The 14845-nt window shown below is 64.7% G+C and carries 12 protein-coding genes; 5 read left to right on the forward strand and 7 right to left on the reverse strand.

Annotation, left to right across the window (positions count from 1 at the left end; genetic code table 11):
* Positions 1-267 precede the first annotated feature (267 nt).
* Together RO07_RS02950 and RO07_RS02955 are read left to right on the forward strand one after the other, a co-directional pair.
* Positions 268-2076 carry a Na/Pi cotransporter family protein gene (locus tag RO07_RS02950; protein ID WP_072636938.1) on the forward strand — a complete coding sequence of 603 codons (1809 nt, stop codon included), beginning with the start codon at positions 268-270 and terminating at the stop codon, positions 2074-2076.
* Positions 2036-2584 (forward strand): phosphonate degradation HD-domain oxygenase, encoded by a 549-nt coding sequence (locus RO07_RS02955; protein ID WP_039414070.1) that lies wholly within the window; start codon positions 2036-2038, stop codon positions 2582-2584. Before RO07_RS02950 ends, RO07_RS02955 begins: the two co-directional genes overlap by 41 nt.
* Positions 2585-2689: 105 nt before the next feature.
* Here the strand turns inward: RO07_RS02955 and RO07_RS02960 are convergent, their stop codons facing one another.
* The 6 genes from RO07_RS02960 to uvrA form a co-directional block, all read right to left on the reverse strand.
* The gene (locus RO07_RS02960) at positions 2690-3691 is read right to left on the reverse strand and encodes a hypothetical protein (protein WP_052266972.1); all 1002 of its coding nucleotides are present in this window, start codon (positions 3689-3691) and stop codon (positions 2690-2692) included.
* A gap of 204 nt (positions 3692-3895) precedes the next feature.
* Positions 3896-4294, reverse strand: coding sequence for a RidA family protein (locus tag RO07_RS02965; RefSeq protein WP_052266973.1), 399 nt, complete (start codon positions 4292-4294; stop codon positions 3896-3898).
* Complete coding sequence (locus RO07_RS02970; RefSeq protein WP_039407919.1) at positions 4291-5271, reverse strand: threo-3-hydroxy-L-aspartate ammonia-lyase; 981 nt, start codon at positions 5269-5271, stop codon at positions 4291-4293. The genes RO07_RS02965 and RO07_RS02970 overlap by 4 nt, the downstream gene beginning before the upstream one ends.
* Positions 5268-5960 (reverse strand): helix-turn-helix transcriptional regulator, encoded by a 693-nt coding sequence (locus RO07_RS02975; RefSeq protein ID WP_052266974.1) that lies wholly within the window; start codon positions 5958-5960, stop codon positions 5268-5270. Before RO07_RS02975 ends, RO07_RS02970 begins: the two co-directional genes overlap by 4 nt.
* A gap of 159 nt (positions 5961-6119) precedes the next feature.
* Positions 6120-7148: an AI-2E family transporter gene (locus RO07_RS02980; protein ID WP_039407922.1), complete on the reverse strand. Its 1029-nt coding sequence runs from the start codon at positions 7146-7148 to the stop codon at positions 6120-6122.
* 154 nt (positions 7149-7302) lie between these two features.
* Entirely contained in the window at positions 7303-10167 is a 2865-nt protein-coding gene (gene uvrA, locus RO07_RS02985) for an excinuclease ABC subunit UvrA (RefSeq protein ID WP_039407925.1), read from the reverse strand.
* 470 nt (positions 10168-10637) lie between these two features.
* Between uvrA and RO07_RS02990 the strand changes: the two genes are divergently transcribed.
* From RO07_RS02990 to RO07_RS03000, 3 genes are all read left to right on the forward strand, one after another.
* The gene (locus RO07_RS02990) at positions 10638-11801 is read left to right on the forward strand and encodes an MFS transporter (protein WP_052266975.1); all 1164 of its coding nucleotides are present in this window, start codon (positions 10638-10640) and stop codon (positions 11799-11801) included.
* A gap of 30 nt (positions 11802-11831) precedes the next feature.
* Entirely contained in the window at positions 11832-12341 is a 510-nt protein-coding gene (locus tag RO07_RS02995; RefSeq protein WP_039407932.1) for a single-stranded DNA-binding protein, read from the forward strand.
* Positions 12342-12486: 145 nt separating this feature from the next.
* Entirely contained in the window at positions 12487-13146 is a 660-nt protein-coding gene (locus tag RO07_RS03000; protein WP_039414080.1) for a GntR family transcriptional regulator, read from the forward strand.
* A gap of 197 nt (positions 13147-13343) precedes the next feature.
* Here the strand turns inward: RO07_RS03000 and RO07_RS03005 are convergent, their stop codons facing one another.
* The gene (locus tag RO07_RS03005; RefSeq protein WP_237171363.1) at positions 13344-14804 is read right to left on the reverse strand and encodes an amidase; all 1461 of its coding nucleotides are present in this window, start codon (positions 14802-14804) and stop codon (positions 13344-13346) included.
* Between the last annotated feature and the right edge of the window lie 41 nt (positions 14805-14845).

Raw genomic sequence — 14845 nt, forward strand, 5'->3', positions numbered from 1 at the left:
GCTTGCCGTGCCCCTGTTCCCCTTACGCAACAAGGCTTGCCGGAATCGCAGCAAAAATTGTGACAAATTGATGACACGATTGTTGCTGGGGTCGTTTTGGTGTACGGTGTACCGATTGGGGATGCGCATGACGCGTGAACTTCATACGGATCCCGACGCCAGTGCAGGACTGACGCGGGATGCCAATATGGCAAACCAGTGGGCGCGTCATGCTGGCGCCGCGCCGCGCCGCCTGTCCCGTCGACAACAAGATCACGGAACACTGGCATGCTGACACTGCTCAACCTTCTCTCCGGGGTGGCGATGCTGATCTGGGGTACGCACATCGTGCGTACCGGGGTTCTGCGCGTCTACGGCGCCGATCTACGGCGCATTCTCTCGCACAGCATTTCGAACCGCTTTCTCGCGTTCGCTGGCGGTGTGCTCGTCACGGGCCTGGTTCAAAGCAGCAATGCGACGGCGCTCATCGTCTCGTCGTTCGGTGCGCAGGGGCTGATCGCGCTGACGCCCGCGCTCTCGATCATGCTCGGCGCGGACGTCGGTACGGCCCTCATGGCGCGGATCCTGACGTTCGACCTGCATTGGCTCTCGCCGCTGCTGATCTTCTTCGGCGTCATCTTCTTCCTGTCGCGCAAGCAGACCCGCGCCGGGCAACTGGGCCGTGTGTCCATCGGGCTGGGCCTGATCATTCTCGCGTTGCAACTGATCGTGGCGGCGACCACGCCAATGACCGAGGCCGCGGGCGTCAAGGTGTTGTTCGGCTCGCTCACCGGCGACGTCATGCTCGACACGCTGATCGGTGCGCTGTTCGCGATGATCTCGTATTCGAGCCTGGCGGCGGTGCTCCTCACGGCCACGCTGGCGTCGTCCGGCGTGATTTCGCTCAAGGTTGCCCTGTGCCTCGTGATCGGCGCGAACCTCGGCAGCGGCATGCTGGCGATGCTCACCTCGGCCGGACAGAATGCCGCCGGCCGTCGCGTGGTGTTCGGCAGTCTTCTCTTCAAGCTGATCGGTTGCCTGCTCGTGCTGCCGTTCGTCGACTACGCGCCGTTGCTCGTGAATTGGCTGTCGGACGCCCCCGCGCAGGCCGTCGTCAACTTCCACGTGCTGTACAACCTCGTGCGCTGCGTGGTGTTCCTCGCATTCACCGAGCCGATGGCGCGTCTGTGCGTGAAGCTGCTCGCGGAGAAGCCCGAGGCGGACGGCGTACTGCGCCCGCGTCACCTGGACGAGAGTGCATTGGAGATGCCGTCGCTGGCGTTGGCGAACGCGACGCGCGAGACATTGCGCATGGGCGACATCGTCGAGCAGATGCTCAACGGCCTGCTCAACGTGATCCGCAGCAACGACGTGGTGCAGGCGCGCGAGACGCGCCGTCTCGACGACGACGTCGATCATCTCTATACGGCGGTGAAGATGTACCTCACGCGCGTGTCGCGCGAGAACCTGAGCGAGCAGGACAGCCGTCGATGGACGGACATCATTTCGCTCACGATCAACCTCGAGCATGCGGGCGACATCATCGAGCGCATGGTGACGGAGGTCGAAGAAAAGAAGATCTCGCACAAGCTCTCATTCTCCGAGGCCGGCCTGCAGGAAATCTGCGACATGCATGCGCGGCTCGTGACGAACCTGCAGCTTGGACTGTCGGTGTTTCTGAATACCGATCTGAAGAGCGCACAACGGCTGATGGCCGAGAAGGAGAGCTTCCGCGATCTGGAGCGTGCGTATTCGTACACGCACCTGAATCGTCTTGCGGGGCAGTCGGTGCAGAGTATCGAGACGAGTTCGTTGCACCTGGACATCATCAGCGACATGAAGCGGCTCAATTCGCTGTTCTGCTCGACCGCCTATCCGGTGCTCGACGATGCGGGCGCGCTGCGCAAGAGCCGCATGCGCGACAAGCCGAAGGAAACGAAAGAGATGAAGGACGCCAAGGCGCTCAAGGAAACGAAGGCGTCGAAGCTGGCGGCGATTGCCGATGTCGCGACGGCCGCCGCTCCGGGTTCGCGCGACGACAACGAGAGTTCTCAAGATGGCCCTGAGCCTGCCGGACATCCGCACGCTGTTCGATAAATTCGGTTCGCTTGCCTACAGCGGCGAGCCTGTCACCCAACTGGAGCACGCGCTGCAATGCGGCGCGCTTGCCGAGAGCGAGGGCGCCGACGAGGCGCTCGTCGCGGCCAGTTTTCTCCACGATCTCGGCCATCTGCTCAATCTTCAGGGCGAAACGCCCACCGAGCGCGGCATCGACGATCTGCATCAATACTTCGCATTGCCCTTTCTGCGCCCGTTGTTCGGCGACGCGGTGCTCGAGCCGATTCGTCTGCATGTGGATGCGAAGCGCTGCCTGTGCGCGGTCGATCCCGAGTACTACGGTCAGTTGTCGGCCGATTCCGTTCGCAGTCTCGCGTTGCAGGGCGGTGTGTTCAGCGACGAGCAGGCGCGGACGTTCATGGCGCGCGAGCATGCCGAGTCCGCGCTTCGACTGCGTCGATGGGACGATCGCGCGAAGGTGGCAGGCATGGCGACACCGTCGCTCGATCACTACATGTTGGTGCTGGAGCGCGTGACGATCCAGTGACCACGGTGAAATGAAGAAAAAACAAGGCCGCGCGGGGATGCCCCGGCGCGGCTTAGTTGCTTTGTTGCGTCGTTGTTTACGGATGTCTGCGTGAGCGAAGTGCGATCAGCGTGGCAGACGGGCTCGCCAACCCGTGGGCAACAAGCGCAGCACCGCGTTGCGCGACGGCTGCCAGAACACCGAGAGCACCAGTAGCACGCCGCCCACGACAATAGCCGCCACCGACATGGAGTTATCGGACGGCAAATCGGCATCGCCGCCGCTCGGGGCGGAAGTCATCAGCATTTGCAGAATCGCGCTCAGCAGATAGAGCAGGGACGAGAGCATGAGCGCCCTGCGGTCGATCACCAGCGAGACAACGGTGAGCAGCGCGAACACGGCAATAACTGCGCCGGGGTGGTGGGGCGTGAGCATCCAGAAGATCGGATGGGTGATCATGCACGCCGCGAGCAGGTGAAGCCAGAAGGCGACATCCGAACGAATGGTGGTGCGTTGAGGGTCTTGCGCGTCCCAATGCAAGGCCCAAAGGAAGATTGCGAGACCGGCGACGACGGTCACGGTCAACAGCCAGCCGCCTGCGTTCGCGTCGAGCGCGATCACGTGCGCCCACACGGTGATCACGATGCCGGCCAGACCCAGCGCAATGACCGCTGGTACGCGAAAACGCCACCAGAAAAGGGCGGCGCCGAGCGCGGTGCATACGCACGTGGCGACAAGCGTCCACCAGCTCATCGACGCACGCATGCTTTCCCCGCTGTGACTCAGGAGCGACGCGTTGCCGAAGCCCAACAGCGCCATGGTACTGACAAAGCTGAACGAGAACCACAGCGCGGGCAGCGTCATGCGGCGTTGGCGCACGAAAATTTCCGAGAGTCCCCATGCGATGGCGGCCGCGATGAGCATCTGCAACCATGACGGCAGGCCGCTGGTGAGCCAGACGGTGCCGAACGAGAGCAGCCAGGAGGCGATGACGACGAAGATGTCGTTGAAGCTGGTGACGAGGCGCAGCGGCTCGTCGTCGACGCGCTGTTGCGTCGGCGGCGCGGCGGTCGAGGCGCCGGCGGACGCGGTGTCTTGCGACGGCGGCGGAGAGAGAGGCGTAGTCATTGACGTGGCAATTATTGGCGTTCGTGGCTCGAAGTGTATCCCTCTGACGGATACCTACCGCAAAAAATCCCATCACTCCATGGGCATCCGCCCAATGTCACATCGCTCTGGGATTGGGCGCTTTCCCTACGCGACACGCCAACGCCTGCACGGGCCCCAACAGCGCGTGGTACAGCTCGACCCGCCGCCTCGGCCACACGCCTGCTAGCTCGCCAGCGCCGTCGCCTCGATCTCCACTGCCACGCCGTGGCTCAATGCCGGGACGGGGACGACGCAGCGCGCCGGCTTTGCATTACCGGCCCACGCGGCATAGACCTCGTTGAACGGTCCCCAGTCGTCCACGTTCGTGATGTACACGCGTACCTGCACGAGTCGATCGATGCGTGTGCCGCACGCCGTGAGAATTTGCGCCACGTTATCGAGCGCCTGCTTCGCCTGCACCGCGAACGGCGCACCCACGAGACGTTCGCCCTCCGGCGTGATCGGCAGTTGTCCCGACACGAAGACGAAGCCGTTCGCGCATACGCCGTGCGAATAATGTCCCCGCGGCGGCTGCAGCGTGGGGACGTTCATCGCCTCGATGCCACGTTCCTGAGCGCTCATGCTTCCTCCCCGAGCGTAAGTTTGGCGAAGCGCGCCATATCGACATTGCCCCCCGAAAGCAGGATGCCCACGCGCTTGTCGCGAACCTCGAGCCTGCCTTGCAGTACGGCCGCCGCCGCGAGGCAACCGGTTGGCTCCACCACGATCTTCATGCGACTCGCGAGGAACTGCATCGTCTGCACCAACTCGTCGTCGGTCACCGTCAGAATGTCGTCGACCAGCGAGCGGATCACCGGGAACGTGTATTCGCCCAGATGCTGCGTCTGCGCGCCGTCCGCAATGGTCCGGGGCGTTTCGATGTGCACGATCTTGCCCGTGCGGAAACTCTGCTGAGCGTCGTTGCCCGCCTCCGGCTCCACGCCGTAGATCTCGATGTTCGGATTGAGCGCACGCGCCGCTACCGCGCTGCCCGACAGCAATCCGCCGCCACCGAGGCAGACCACGAGGACGTCGAGTTCGCCCGCATCCTCGATCAGCTCCTTCGTCGCGGTGCCCTGACCGGCCATCACGTGCGGATGGTCGTACGGCGGGATCAGTGTCATGCCGCGCTCGGTGGCCAGCCGTTGTGCGAGCGCCTCGCGATCTTCCTTGTAACGATCGAACAGGATCACCTCGGCGCCGTAGCCGCGCGTGGCGTCGATCTTCATTTGCGGCGCATCCTGCGGCATCAGGATGACGGCCGGCACGCCCAGCTCCCGCGCGGACAGCGCAATCGCCTGCGCGTGGTTGCCGGACGAGAACGCCAGCACGCCACCGCGCTTCTGTTCCGCGGTGAATTGCGAGATCGCGTTGTACGCCCCGCGGAACTTGAACGCGCCCATGCGCTGGAAGTTCTCCGCCTTGAAGAACAGATGCGCGCCGGTCATCGCGTCGGCGGTGCGCGACGTGAGCACGGGGGTACGGTGTGCCGCCTCGCGAATCCGATCGTGAGCGGCGACGACGTCGCCGTAGGTAATCGCCAGTGTGGGAGCAGTCATGATGAACCCTTTGGGTCGGAGAGGTAGGTGTAGACCGTCGAGCGCGCCACACCCAGCGTGCGCGCCACTTCGGCGTGGGCCTGACGCAGGTCGAGCAGCCCGCGGGTTTCCAGCAGACGGATGGCTTCGCGGCGTTGCGCAAGCGTGAGGCCCTGCGGTGTGGTGTTGCGTTGTGCGGCGAAGTCGACGATGAGCGGGGCGATGTCGTCCAGACGCCGCGGCGCGAGCGTCTCGCGCACCGGCGCCGGCGCGGTATTCGCCACGTTGACCAGTTGCTGCACGCTCGCCGCGGCCGCCGCGAGCATCGAGATGTCCATGTTCAGGCAGATGGCCGCCACGTATTCGCCGGCGCTGTTCTTCAGGCCGATGGACGTGCTCTTGGCCGGACGTCCATCCGGAAACCGGTTCGCGTAGTTCGCGATGACTTCCGGAAACGTCGGATCGGCAATACGGGCCAGTCCCATTTCGGTGACCGCATCGCCCGGCGCGCGGCCCGACAGATTGTTGGCGATGGCCACGACGGCATGGTCCGGGTCGGTCAGATCGTGCAGCACCACTTCGACCAGTGGCGCGAACGTGGTCCCAAGCGCTTCAACGATCTTGCGTCCCTCGCGCAGCAGTAGCGCGTTCTCGTCGAGTTGGCCGATGGCAGATGTGGCACGCGGGCCGGGAGATTTGGCGGATGTCATGGTTTGACATTGTGTCATTTTATGACGAAATGTCAAACTTCAATGATGTCGGCAGCACCTGGCTGACATCGGGGTTTTCGGGGAACGGGAACGAGGATGGGCGCGGGCGCCGTAGCAAATAGGCAACGCGGCAGCGCTGGCGACGCCGCGCCGTTGCCGTCAGACGAGTTGTTTTTCGGCCAGTTCGCTCTTGATGTAACCGTAATAGATGGGGGCGGCGACGAGTCCGGGCAAGCCGAACGCGGCTTCCATCAGGATCATGGCGAGCAGCAATTCCCAGGCGCGCGACTGAATCTGCGTGCCGACGATGCGCGCGTTCAGGAAATACTCGAGCTTGTGGATGACGATCAGGAATGTGAGCGCGGTGATGGCCACGTATAGCGATACCGACAGTCCGAGCACCACGATGAACGTATTCGAGATCAGGTTGCCGATGACCGGCAGCAGGCCGACGACGAACGTCACCACGATCATCGTCTTGCGAAGCGGCAGATGAACGCCGAACATCGGCAGCACCGCGAGCAGGAAGATCCCGGTGAAGAGCGTGTTGATCGCCGAGATCTTCACTTGCGCAAAGACGATGCGACGGAACGCGTCGCCGAACAGCGTCACGCGGCGCCTGAGCGCGGCGGCGAGCGGACGCATGTGTTGGACCGGCCGCACCGACGAGAGCGCGACCAGCGCACCGAGCACCAGTCCCACGATGATGTGGACCATGGCGTTCAGCGCTTCCTTGCCCACGAGCGACATCTCCTGGGTGTGATCCTTCAGGTATTCCGTGACGCCCTGATGGATATCGTCGCTGTCCGCCGGCAGTCGTGCCGTGAGCCACGCCGGCAGTTGCGTGCGGGCCTGCTCGATCACGTCCATCATGCGGCCGTTGATATGTTCGAGATGCCCCGCGTCGCTGCGAAAGAAGGTGAGAATGCCGAAGATGAGCGCGGTCATCAGCGCAACGATCACCGCCGAGAGCAGCGCCACGGCGACCAGCCGCGCCCGCTCGCTCGAGATGCGCAGTTGCAGACGCGGCCCGAGGACGTGGACGAGCTGATAGACGACCATGCCCGAGAGCACGGCGGAGAGCAGATGCACGCTGAGAATCAGCCAGAGAGCCACGGCCGCGAAGACGTAGCTCGCCAGTTCGATCCAGAACTCCCGATTCGGATTCCAGCCAGAGCGCGGTTCCATGCAATGACGTCCTTGAAAGAAGACTCCGCCCGGCGTGCGGCATGTGCGTTGCACACCGCCTGCGCCGGACGTACGGCGTTACGTTGCCTGTTTGGTGTCCGTTCCGCGCTTGTTCGGTGCGCGTTCCGGGTTGTGCTGCGGCCCTGTCTCGAGCTTACTTGCCACGCGCGAGCAGTGGCGCGAGGTACTTGCCGGTAAAGCTCGCCTTGTTGGCGGCGACCTGTTCCGGCGAGCCCTGCGCGATGATCTGCCCGCCACCGGCGCCGCCTTCCGGCCCGAGATCGATCACCCAATCCGCCGTTTTGATCACGTCCAGGTTGTGCTCGATGATGACCACGGTATTGCCCTGATCGCGCAGCCGGTGAATCACCGTGAGCAGCAGCTCGATATCGTGAAAATGCAGCCCCGTGGTCGGTTCGTCAAGGATATACAGCGTGCGGCCCGTGTCGCGCTTGGAGAGCTCCAGCGAGAGCTTCACGCGCTGCGCTTCGCCGCCCGAGAGCGTTGTCGCGGACTGGCCGAGTCGGATGTAGCCCAGCCCCACGTCGAGCAGCGTCCTGAGCTTGCGCGCGACCACCGGCACCGGCTTGAAGAACTCGTGCGCCTGCTCGACCGTCATGTCGAGCACTTCGGAGATGTTGCGCCCCTTGTACTGCACTTCGAGCGTTTCGCGGTTGTAGCGCTTGCCGTGGCAGACGTCGCAAGGCACGTAGACGTCGGGCAGGAAGTGCATCTCGACCTTGATCACGCCGTCGCCCTGGCATGCTTCGCAGCGTCCGCCCTTCACGTTGAATGAGAAGCGGCCCGGATCGTAGCCGCGCTCCTTGGCCGCCGGCACACCGGCGAAGAGCTCGCGGATCGGTGTGAAAACGCCTGTATAGGTGGCCGGATTCGAGCGCGGCGTGCGGCCGATGGGCGACTGGTCGACGTTGATGACCTTGTCGAAATGTTCCAGCCCGTCGATCTGTTCGTACGGCGCGGGCTCCGCCGACGAGCCGTACAGGTGGCGCGCCACCGCGTGATACAGCGTGTCGTTGATCAGCGTGGACTTGCCCGAGCCGGATACACCGGTCACGCAGGTGAGCAGACCGACCGGCAGATCGAGATTGACGTGCTTGAGGTTGTTGCCCGTCGCGTCGACGATGCGTAGGTAATCCTCGCCCGGCGCATGGCGCTCGGCCGGGACTTCGATGCGGCGTGCCCCCGACAGGTACTGCCCGGTCAGCGACTCCGGCGCGTGTTCGATCTGCTCGGGGCTGCCTTGCGCGATCACCGTGCCGCCGTGCACGCCCGCGCCGAGACCCATGTCGACGACGTAGTCGCTCGCGAGAATCATGTCCTCGTCGTGCTCGACCACGATCACCGAGTTGCCGAGATCGCGCAGATGCTTGAGCGTGCCGATCAGCCGATCGTTGTCGCGCTGGTGCAGACCGATGGACGGCTCGTCGAGCACGTACATTACGCCCGTCAGCCCGGAGCCGATCTGCGAGGCCAGGCGAATGCGCTGCGCTTCGCCGCCCGAGAGCGTATCGGCGCTGCGCTCCAGCGAAAGATAGTCGAGACCGACGTTGTTCAGGAACGAGAGCCGCGCGACGATCTCCTTGACGATCTTGTCCGCGATCTCGCGCTTGGCGCCGTGCAACATCAGCTCGTGGAAGTAGCCGAGCGCTTCGCGCAGCGGCAGGTTGCCGATCTCGTAGATCGCCCGCGCCTGCGCGCCTTCGCCCACCTTGACGAAGCGCGCTTCGCGACGCAGGCGACTGCCCTCGCAGTCGGGGCAGGCGCGATTGTTCTGGTACTTGGCGAGCTCTTCGCGCACAGCCACCGAATCGGTTTCGCGATAGCGGCGTTCCAGGTTGGGGATGATGCCTTCGAAGGCGTGCGAGCGCACCGACGTGCGCCCCTTCTCGTTGACGTACGTGAACGGGATTTCCTGCTCGCCCGAGCCGTACAGCACGATCTTCTGCGTGGCTTCGGGCAACTCCTCGAAGGGCGTGTCTACATCGAAGTCGTAGAACGCCGCGAGGCTTTGCAGCATCTGGAAGTAAAACTGATTGCGGCGGTCCCAGCCCTTGATCGCGCCGGACGCGAGCGACAGTGCCGGGAAGGCGACCACGCGCTTCGGATCGAAGAACGTCATCTGGCCGAGGCCGTCGCAAGTCGGGCAGGCACCCATCGGGTTGTTGAACGAGAACAGGCGCGGCTCGAGTTCCTGCAGCGAGTACGAGCACACCGGGCACGCGAACTTCGAACTGAAGACGTGCTCCTTGTCGGTGTCCATTTCGAGCGCCATGGCGCGGCCGTCGGCCAGACGCAGGGCCGTCTCGAACGATTCCGCGAGACGCTGCTTCAGATCCGGGCGCACCTTCACGCGGTCGATCACCACGTCGATGGAGTGTTTCTCGGTCTTCTTGAGCTTGGGCAGCGCGTCGATGTCATACACGCGCGCAGTGCCCTCGTTGGCCGCGCCGCCGCCCGAGCGGATGCGAAAGCGCACGAAGCCCTGCGCCTGCATCGATTCGAAGAGATCGGCGTGCTCGCCCTTGCGGTCCACGACCACCGGCGCGAGGATCATCAGTTTGGTGTCTTCGGGCAGCGCGAGCACGGCGTCGACCATTTGCGAGACGCTTTGCGACTCGAGCGGCAAGCCGTGGTCCGGGCAGTACGGGGTGCCCACGCGCGCGTAGAGCAGACGCAGATAGTCGTGGATTTCCGTGACGGTGCCGACCGTGGAGCGGGGATTGTGCGACGTGGCCTTCTGCTCGATGGAGATGGCGGGCGAGAGACCTTCGATGAGGTCGACGTCGGGTTTCTCCATCAACTGCAGGAACTGACGCGCATACGCCGACAGGCTCTCGACGTAGCGTCGCTGGCCTTCCGCGTAAAGCGTGTCGAACGCCAGCGACGACTTGCCGGAGCCGGACAGGCCGGTGATCACCACGAGCTGGTGGCGCGGCAGGTCCAGATTGACGTTCTTGAGGTTGTGGGTACGGGCCCCACGTATACGAATGGTTTCCATTGACGGTTCCGGGTCGTCGCCGAGGAATCCGCGCGGCGAATCGTCGCGGGGCGGGTTCCGGCCCCCAAGAGCTCGAGTTTCCCGGAACGTCGAACCGCGTCGGCACGGCGTTGGCCGGGCGTCGACGCGGCAGGCGGCGGGAGCGGTCGGGCAGGCCGCTGGGGGAGAAATCCGGGCGGCTAAACCTGCTAATATACCTAAGTTTGATTGCCGGGGCTGAACCGTCTGACGGGCCCTCCCGAGCGGTACGCCGGCACGCGGCACAGATGGGGGCGAATCGCCCGATTTCCAGAGGCTGATGCCTGTCCTTCGCGCCTTCGGCGGCGGGAGCGCCGGGCCTCGGGGCCGCAATTCAGACGATTCCGAGACAGCAAGCGGTTTTTCCTGCTATTTCCATCCCTCAGGACGTAATGTCTATCGATTCCGTGACTTCCGCTTCCCCTGCCACGACGCGCGGCCGAGGTGGCCGCATGACCCCGCTAGAAGTGCGCGCCAGCGCGTCGCTCGCGGGGATTTTTGCGCTTCGCATGCTCGGACTGTTCCTGATCATGCCGGTGTTCTCGGTGTTCGCGCAGACGATTCCGGGCGGCAACGACACGTTTCTCGTTGGGCTGGCCATCGGCATTTACGGTTTGACGCAGTCGCTGCTCTACATTCCTTACGGCTGGGCGTCCGACCGGCTGGGGCGCAAGCCGGTGATCGTCTTCGGGCTGGTCGTGTTCGCGCTCGGTTCGCTCATTGCCGCCATGGCGCACGATCTGACGTGGATCATCGTCGGCCGGGCGATTCAGGGCGCCGGCGCGATCTCGTCGGCGGTGATGGCCTGCGTGGCCGATCTGACGAGCGACGCCAACCGTACCAAGGCGATGGCGATGATCGGCGGCAGCATCGGCGTGTCGTTTGCCGTGGCGATCGTGTGCGCGCCGTTCCTGTATCACTGGCTGGGCATGAGCGGTTTGTTTTCCGCGATCGGCGTCCTGGCGGTGCTGGCGATTTTCGTGGTGTTGTGGGTCGTGCCTGCGCCGCCCGCGCATCCGCCGGCCGGTCCGGCGCCGTTCTCCGAGGTGCTGCACAACCCGGAGTTGCTGCGTTTGAATTTCGGCGTATTCGTGCTGCACGCGACGCAGACGGCATTGTTCGTGGCAATGCCGCGCATGCTGGTCGCGGCGGGCTTGCCGGTCGCGCAGCACTGGGAAGTCTATCTGCCGGTGATGGGGCTGTCGTTCGTGGCGATGGTGCCGGCCATCATCGCTGCCGAAAAGCGTGGAAAAATGAAGGCGGTGCTGCTCTCGGCAATTGCGCTGGTGGCCGTGGCGCAGGTGGCGTTAGGCGGGTTGCCGCCGACGGTCGGCGTGATCGCCGTGGTGCTTTTCGTGTACTTCCTGGGCTTCAACGTGCTGGAGGCGTCGCAACCGTCGCTGGTGTCGAAACTGGCGCCGGGGCAGCGCAAGGGCGCGGCCGTGGGTGTCTACAATACGACGCAGGCATTGGGGCTTTTCTGCGGCGGCGCACTAGGGGGTTATCTGATGACCCACTACGGTCAAAACGCAATCTTCATGGCCTGTGCAGCGGGCGCTTTCGTGTGGCTTATAATCGCCGCACCGATGAGGACGCCTGCGCCTCGTCAATCCTGATCGGATTTCAGCAATACCGGAGAAAGATTCATGGCATCAGTCAACAAAGTCATTTTGGTCGGCAATCTCGGCGCCGATCCCGAAGTCCGCTACATGCCGAGCGGCGATGCGGTCGCGAACATTCGTCTGGCGACGACCGACCGTTACAAGGACAAGCAGAGCGGCGAGTTCAAGGAGATGACGGAGTGGCACCGCGTGTCGTTCTTCGGTCGTCTTGCCGAGATCGTCAACGAGTACCTGAAGAAGGGTTCGTCGGTGTATATCGAAGGCCGCATCCGCACGCGCAAGTACCAGGCGCAGGATGGCACGGACCGTTACAGCACAGAAATCGTGGCTGACCAGATGCAGATGCTTGGCGGCCGCAGCGGTGGCGGTGAAGGCGGCGGTGGCGGCGGTTATTCGCGCGGCGGCGGTGACGAAGGCGGCGGTGGCGGCTATTCGCGCGGTGGTGGTGGCGGCGGCGGTGGTGGTGGTCGCCAGCAGGCCCCGGCCAAGCAGTCCGGCGGCTTCGACGACATGGACGACGATATCCCGTTCTGACGCGACTTTGCCGCGCAGCAAACAAGAGCCCGCAACCTTAACCGGTCGCGGGTTTTTTTGTATTCGTCAAAAAAGTATACGAATCCAGGGAACTGTATAATCCCCGCGTCATCCACTTCGCCCCGCCCCACAGACTCCCGTGACCATGAGCGACGTTTCTTCCCTCTCCACCGTCGAGCGCGCCTACGAAGAAATTCGTCGGCAGATTCTGGCCGGCGAATTGCTGGAAGGCGCGCCCATTCGACAGGACGATATCGCGGCAAAGATCGGCGTCAGCAAGATTCCGGTGCGCGAAGCGCTCATGCGTCTGCAATCGGAGGGATGGGTCACGCTCAAGCGGAACGCTGGCGCGTTCGTCACGCCGCTTACGGCAAGCGACTGCGTTGAGATGCTCGACCTGCGCATCGCGCTCGAATGCCGGGCGTTGGAACTTGCCGTGCCGAACATGGCGCCCAGCGACCTCGCGCTCGCCGAACATCTGCTCAAGCGTTACGAAAAGGCCGACACGCCGCAATCCTGGAGCGAACTGAACCTCGCCTTCCATCAGACGCTCTACGCGCCCGCCGACCGTCCGCGTCTCGTCGCGACCGCACAGGCCGCGCAAGAGCGCATGGGGCGCTTCCTTCGCACGCATCTGCTGGCAGTCAACGACCATCAACGCTCCTACGACGAGCACGTCGCCATCCATCAAGCCTGCGCGGCGGGCGACACCAAAAACGCCGTGCGGTTGTTGCGCAAGCACCTCGAGCAAACCCAGCGCGAAGTGATGGCGTATTTCCGTCTGAACGGCAGAACCTCCGCCTGAGCACCGCAAGCGCGGAGGCCGTTCGCACCGTCATGCGCACCTGAGCGGTCGCATGTTTCGCTCCCGGCATCACCTCGTACACGCAACGCCACCTACACGACGCCGACGTAGAGCGTCACAGTCGGTGCGACCACAGGGTCATGAGAATCAACGCGTTGCTGCCGTCGCCGCCAGCTCGTTCATTGACCTCATGCCCTCTACAACCCCCAGTGCGTCAGATCGGGAGTGACCGGCCCTGGGGCCCGCAGCGCCGGGGCCAGCGCGGCTGCGATGGCCAACAACTGACGGTCAGCCAGTGGCGGCGCCATCAACTGCACGCCGACGGGCATGCCGCTGTCGTCGAAGCCGGCCGGCAGCGCGATGGCGGGCGTGCCCAGAAAGTTGCCCGCGCGGCAGAAGCTACCGATGCTGGCGTGGGCGCTGTCGGCCGGGTCCAGCGGCAGGGCGCCGTGACCGGTCGCCGGTATCAGCAGCGCACCTCCGGGGCCGATGGCTTCGGCGAAGGCGCGGGCTGCCAACGCGCGGCGTGTAACGGCCTGTTCGTACTTGGTGAGGGGGATCCTGCCGCCGGCCAGGATACGCTGGCGTACCACCTCCCACAGCGGCTGCGTGGCGTCTTCGGCCAGATGACCATACAGTTGAAAACCCTCGTAGCCGAGGATTACCGAGTTCGCTTCGGAGAGCTCGCCGATGTCCAGTTCCGCAGGCGGCATCCAGGGCCGCAGCGCCCACCCCGCCACGGTCAGGCGGGCGAGCCCCTCGTCCCAGACGCGCTGCGCGCCGTCCGACAGCTTGGCGGGAAAGGCGCGCGGGTCCAGCACATGCAACTCAGGAAGCGCATGCGGTGTGATGGTGGGCAGCGCGTCGCGCAGGTCCTCGCTGATGGCGGCGGGTACCTGCTGCGTCAGCGCGTCGGCGGCGTCGGGGCCGGCCAGGATGGCGGTGAGCGCATGCGCGTCGGCGACGCTGTGCGCGATGGGGCCGAGCACGTCCAGTGTTGGTGCGAGCGGCACGACGCCCGCACCGCTGATCACTCCGCTGGAGGGCTTGAAACCAACCAGGTGATTGAGTGCGGCTGGTGCGCGCACTGAGCCGCCAGTGTCGCCGCCGACGGCAATGGGTGCCAGACCGGCTGCGACGGTGGTGCCGCAGCCGGACGACGAGCCACCCGGCGCGCGATGCCGTGCGGCGTCCCACGGGTTCCACGGTGTGCCGCGCGTGGGATTCTGTCCGGCCAGGCCAAAGGCGAACTCGGTCATGTGGGTCTTGCCCAGGACGACCATGCCGGCGGCGCACATGCGCTGCACGACGGTGGCCGTGATGTCGCTCGTGATGGCCAATCGACTGAGCGAGCCGGCCGAGGCGGTGCTGCCGGCGACTTCGATGCTGTCTTTGAGCGCCACCGGCACGCCGTGCAGCGAGCTGGCCGGGCCGGCGCCGCCAGGGCGCAGGGCGGCGTCGGCGGCGTCGGCCTGCGCCAGTGCCTGTTCGGTGAAGACCTCCGTGAAGGCATTGAGTGCGTGGGCGCGAGCGATGCGATCCAGGAAATGCTGGGTGACTTCACGCGAACTGGTCTGTCCGCTGGCGATCTGGCGGGCGATGGACAGCGCGCTTTGGAAATGAAGGGGAGCGGGGAATTCGCGCATGGAAATTGGCATGAAATCGGATCCCGTCGCCCCGGCGAAGCGGGGCGCGGGCG

The organism is Pandoraea pulmonicola (assembly GCF_000815105.2).
In the GTDB taxonomy this organism is placed as follows: domain Bacteria; phylum Pseudomonadota; class Gammaproteobacteria; order Burkholderiales; family Burkholderiaceae; genus Pandoraea; species Pandoraea pulmonicola.

Excerpts from the sequence above, each read along its gene's own strand:
- RO07_RS02950 (WP_072636938.1), top strand. The coding sequence starts at position 268 with ATGCTGACACTGCTCAACCTTCTCTCCGGGGTGGCGATGCTGATCTGG.
- RO07_RS02955 (WP_039414070.1), top strand. The coding sequence starts at position 2,036 with ATGGCCCTGAGCCTGCCGGACATCCGCACGCTGTTCGATAAATTCGGT.
- RO07_RS02960 (WP_052266972.1), bottom strand. The coding sequence starts at position 3,691 with ATGACTACGCCTCTCTCTCCGCCGCCGTCGCAAGACACCGCGTCCGCC.
- RO07_RS02965 (WP_052266973.1), bottom strand. The coding sequence starts at position 4,294 with ATGAGCGCTCAGGAACGTGGCATCGAGGCGATGAACGTCCCCACGCTG.
- RO07_RS02970 (WP_039407919.1), bottom strand. The coding sequence starts at position 5,271 with ATGACTGCTCCCACACTGGCGATTACCTACGGCGACGTCGTCGCCGCT.
- RO07_RS02975 (WP_052266974.1), bottom strand. The coding sequence starts at position 5,960 with ATGACATCCGCCAAATCTCCCGGCCCGCGTGCCACATCTGCCATCGGC.
- RO07_RS02980 (WP_039407922.1), bottom strand. The coding sequence starts at position 7,148 with ATGGAACCGCGCTCTGGCTGGAATCCGAATCGGGAGTTCTGGATCGAA.
- uvrA (WP_039407925.1), bottom strand. The coding sequence starts at position 10,167 with ATGGAAACCATTCGTATACGTGGGGCCCGTACCCACAACCTCAAGAAC.
- RO07_RS02990 (WP_052266975.1), top strand. The coding sequence starts at position 10,638 with ATGACCCCGCTAGAAGTGCGCGCCAGCGCGTCGCTCGCGGGGATTTTT.
- RO07_RS02995 (WP_039407932.1), top strand. The coding sequence starts at position 11,832 with ATGGCATCAGTCAACAAAGTCATTTTGGTCGGCAATCTCGGCGCCGAT.
- RO07_RS03000 (WP_039414080.1), top strand. The coding sequence starts at position 12,487 with ATGAGCGACGTTTCTTCCCTCTCCACCGTCGAGCGCGCCTACGAAGAA.
- RO07_RS03005 (WP_237171363.1), bottom strand. The coding sequence starts at position 14,804 with ATGCCAATTTCCATGCGCGAATTCCCCGCTCCCCTTCATTTCCAAAGC.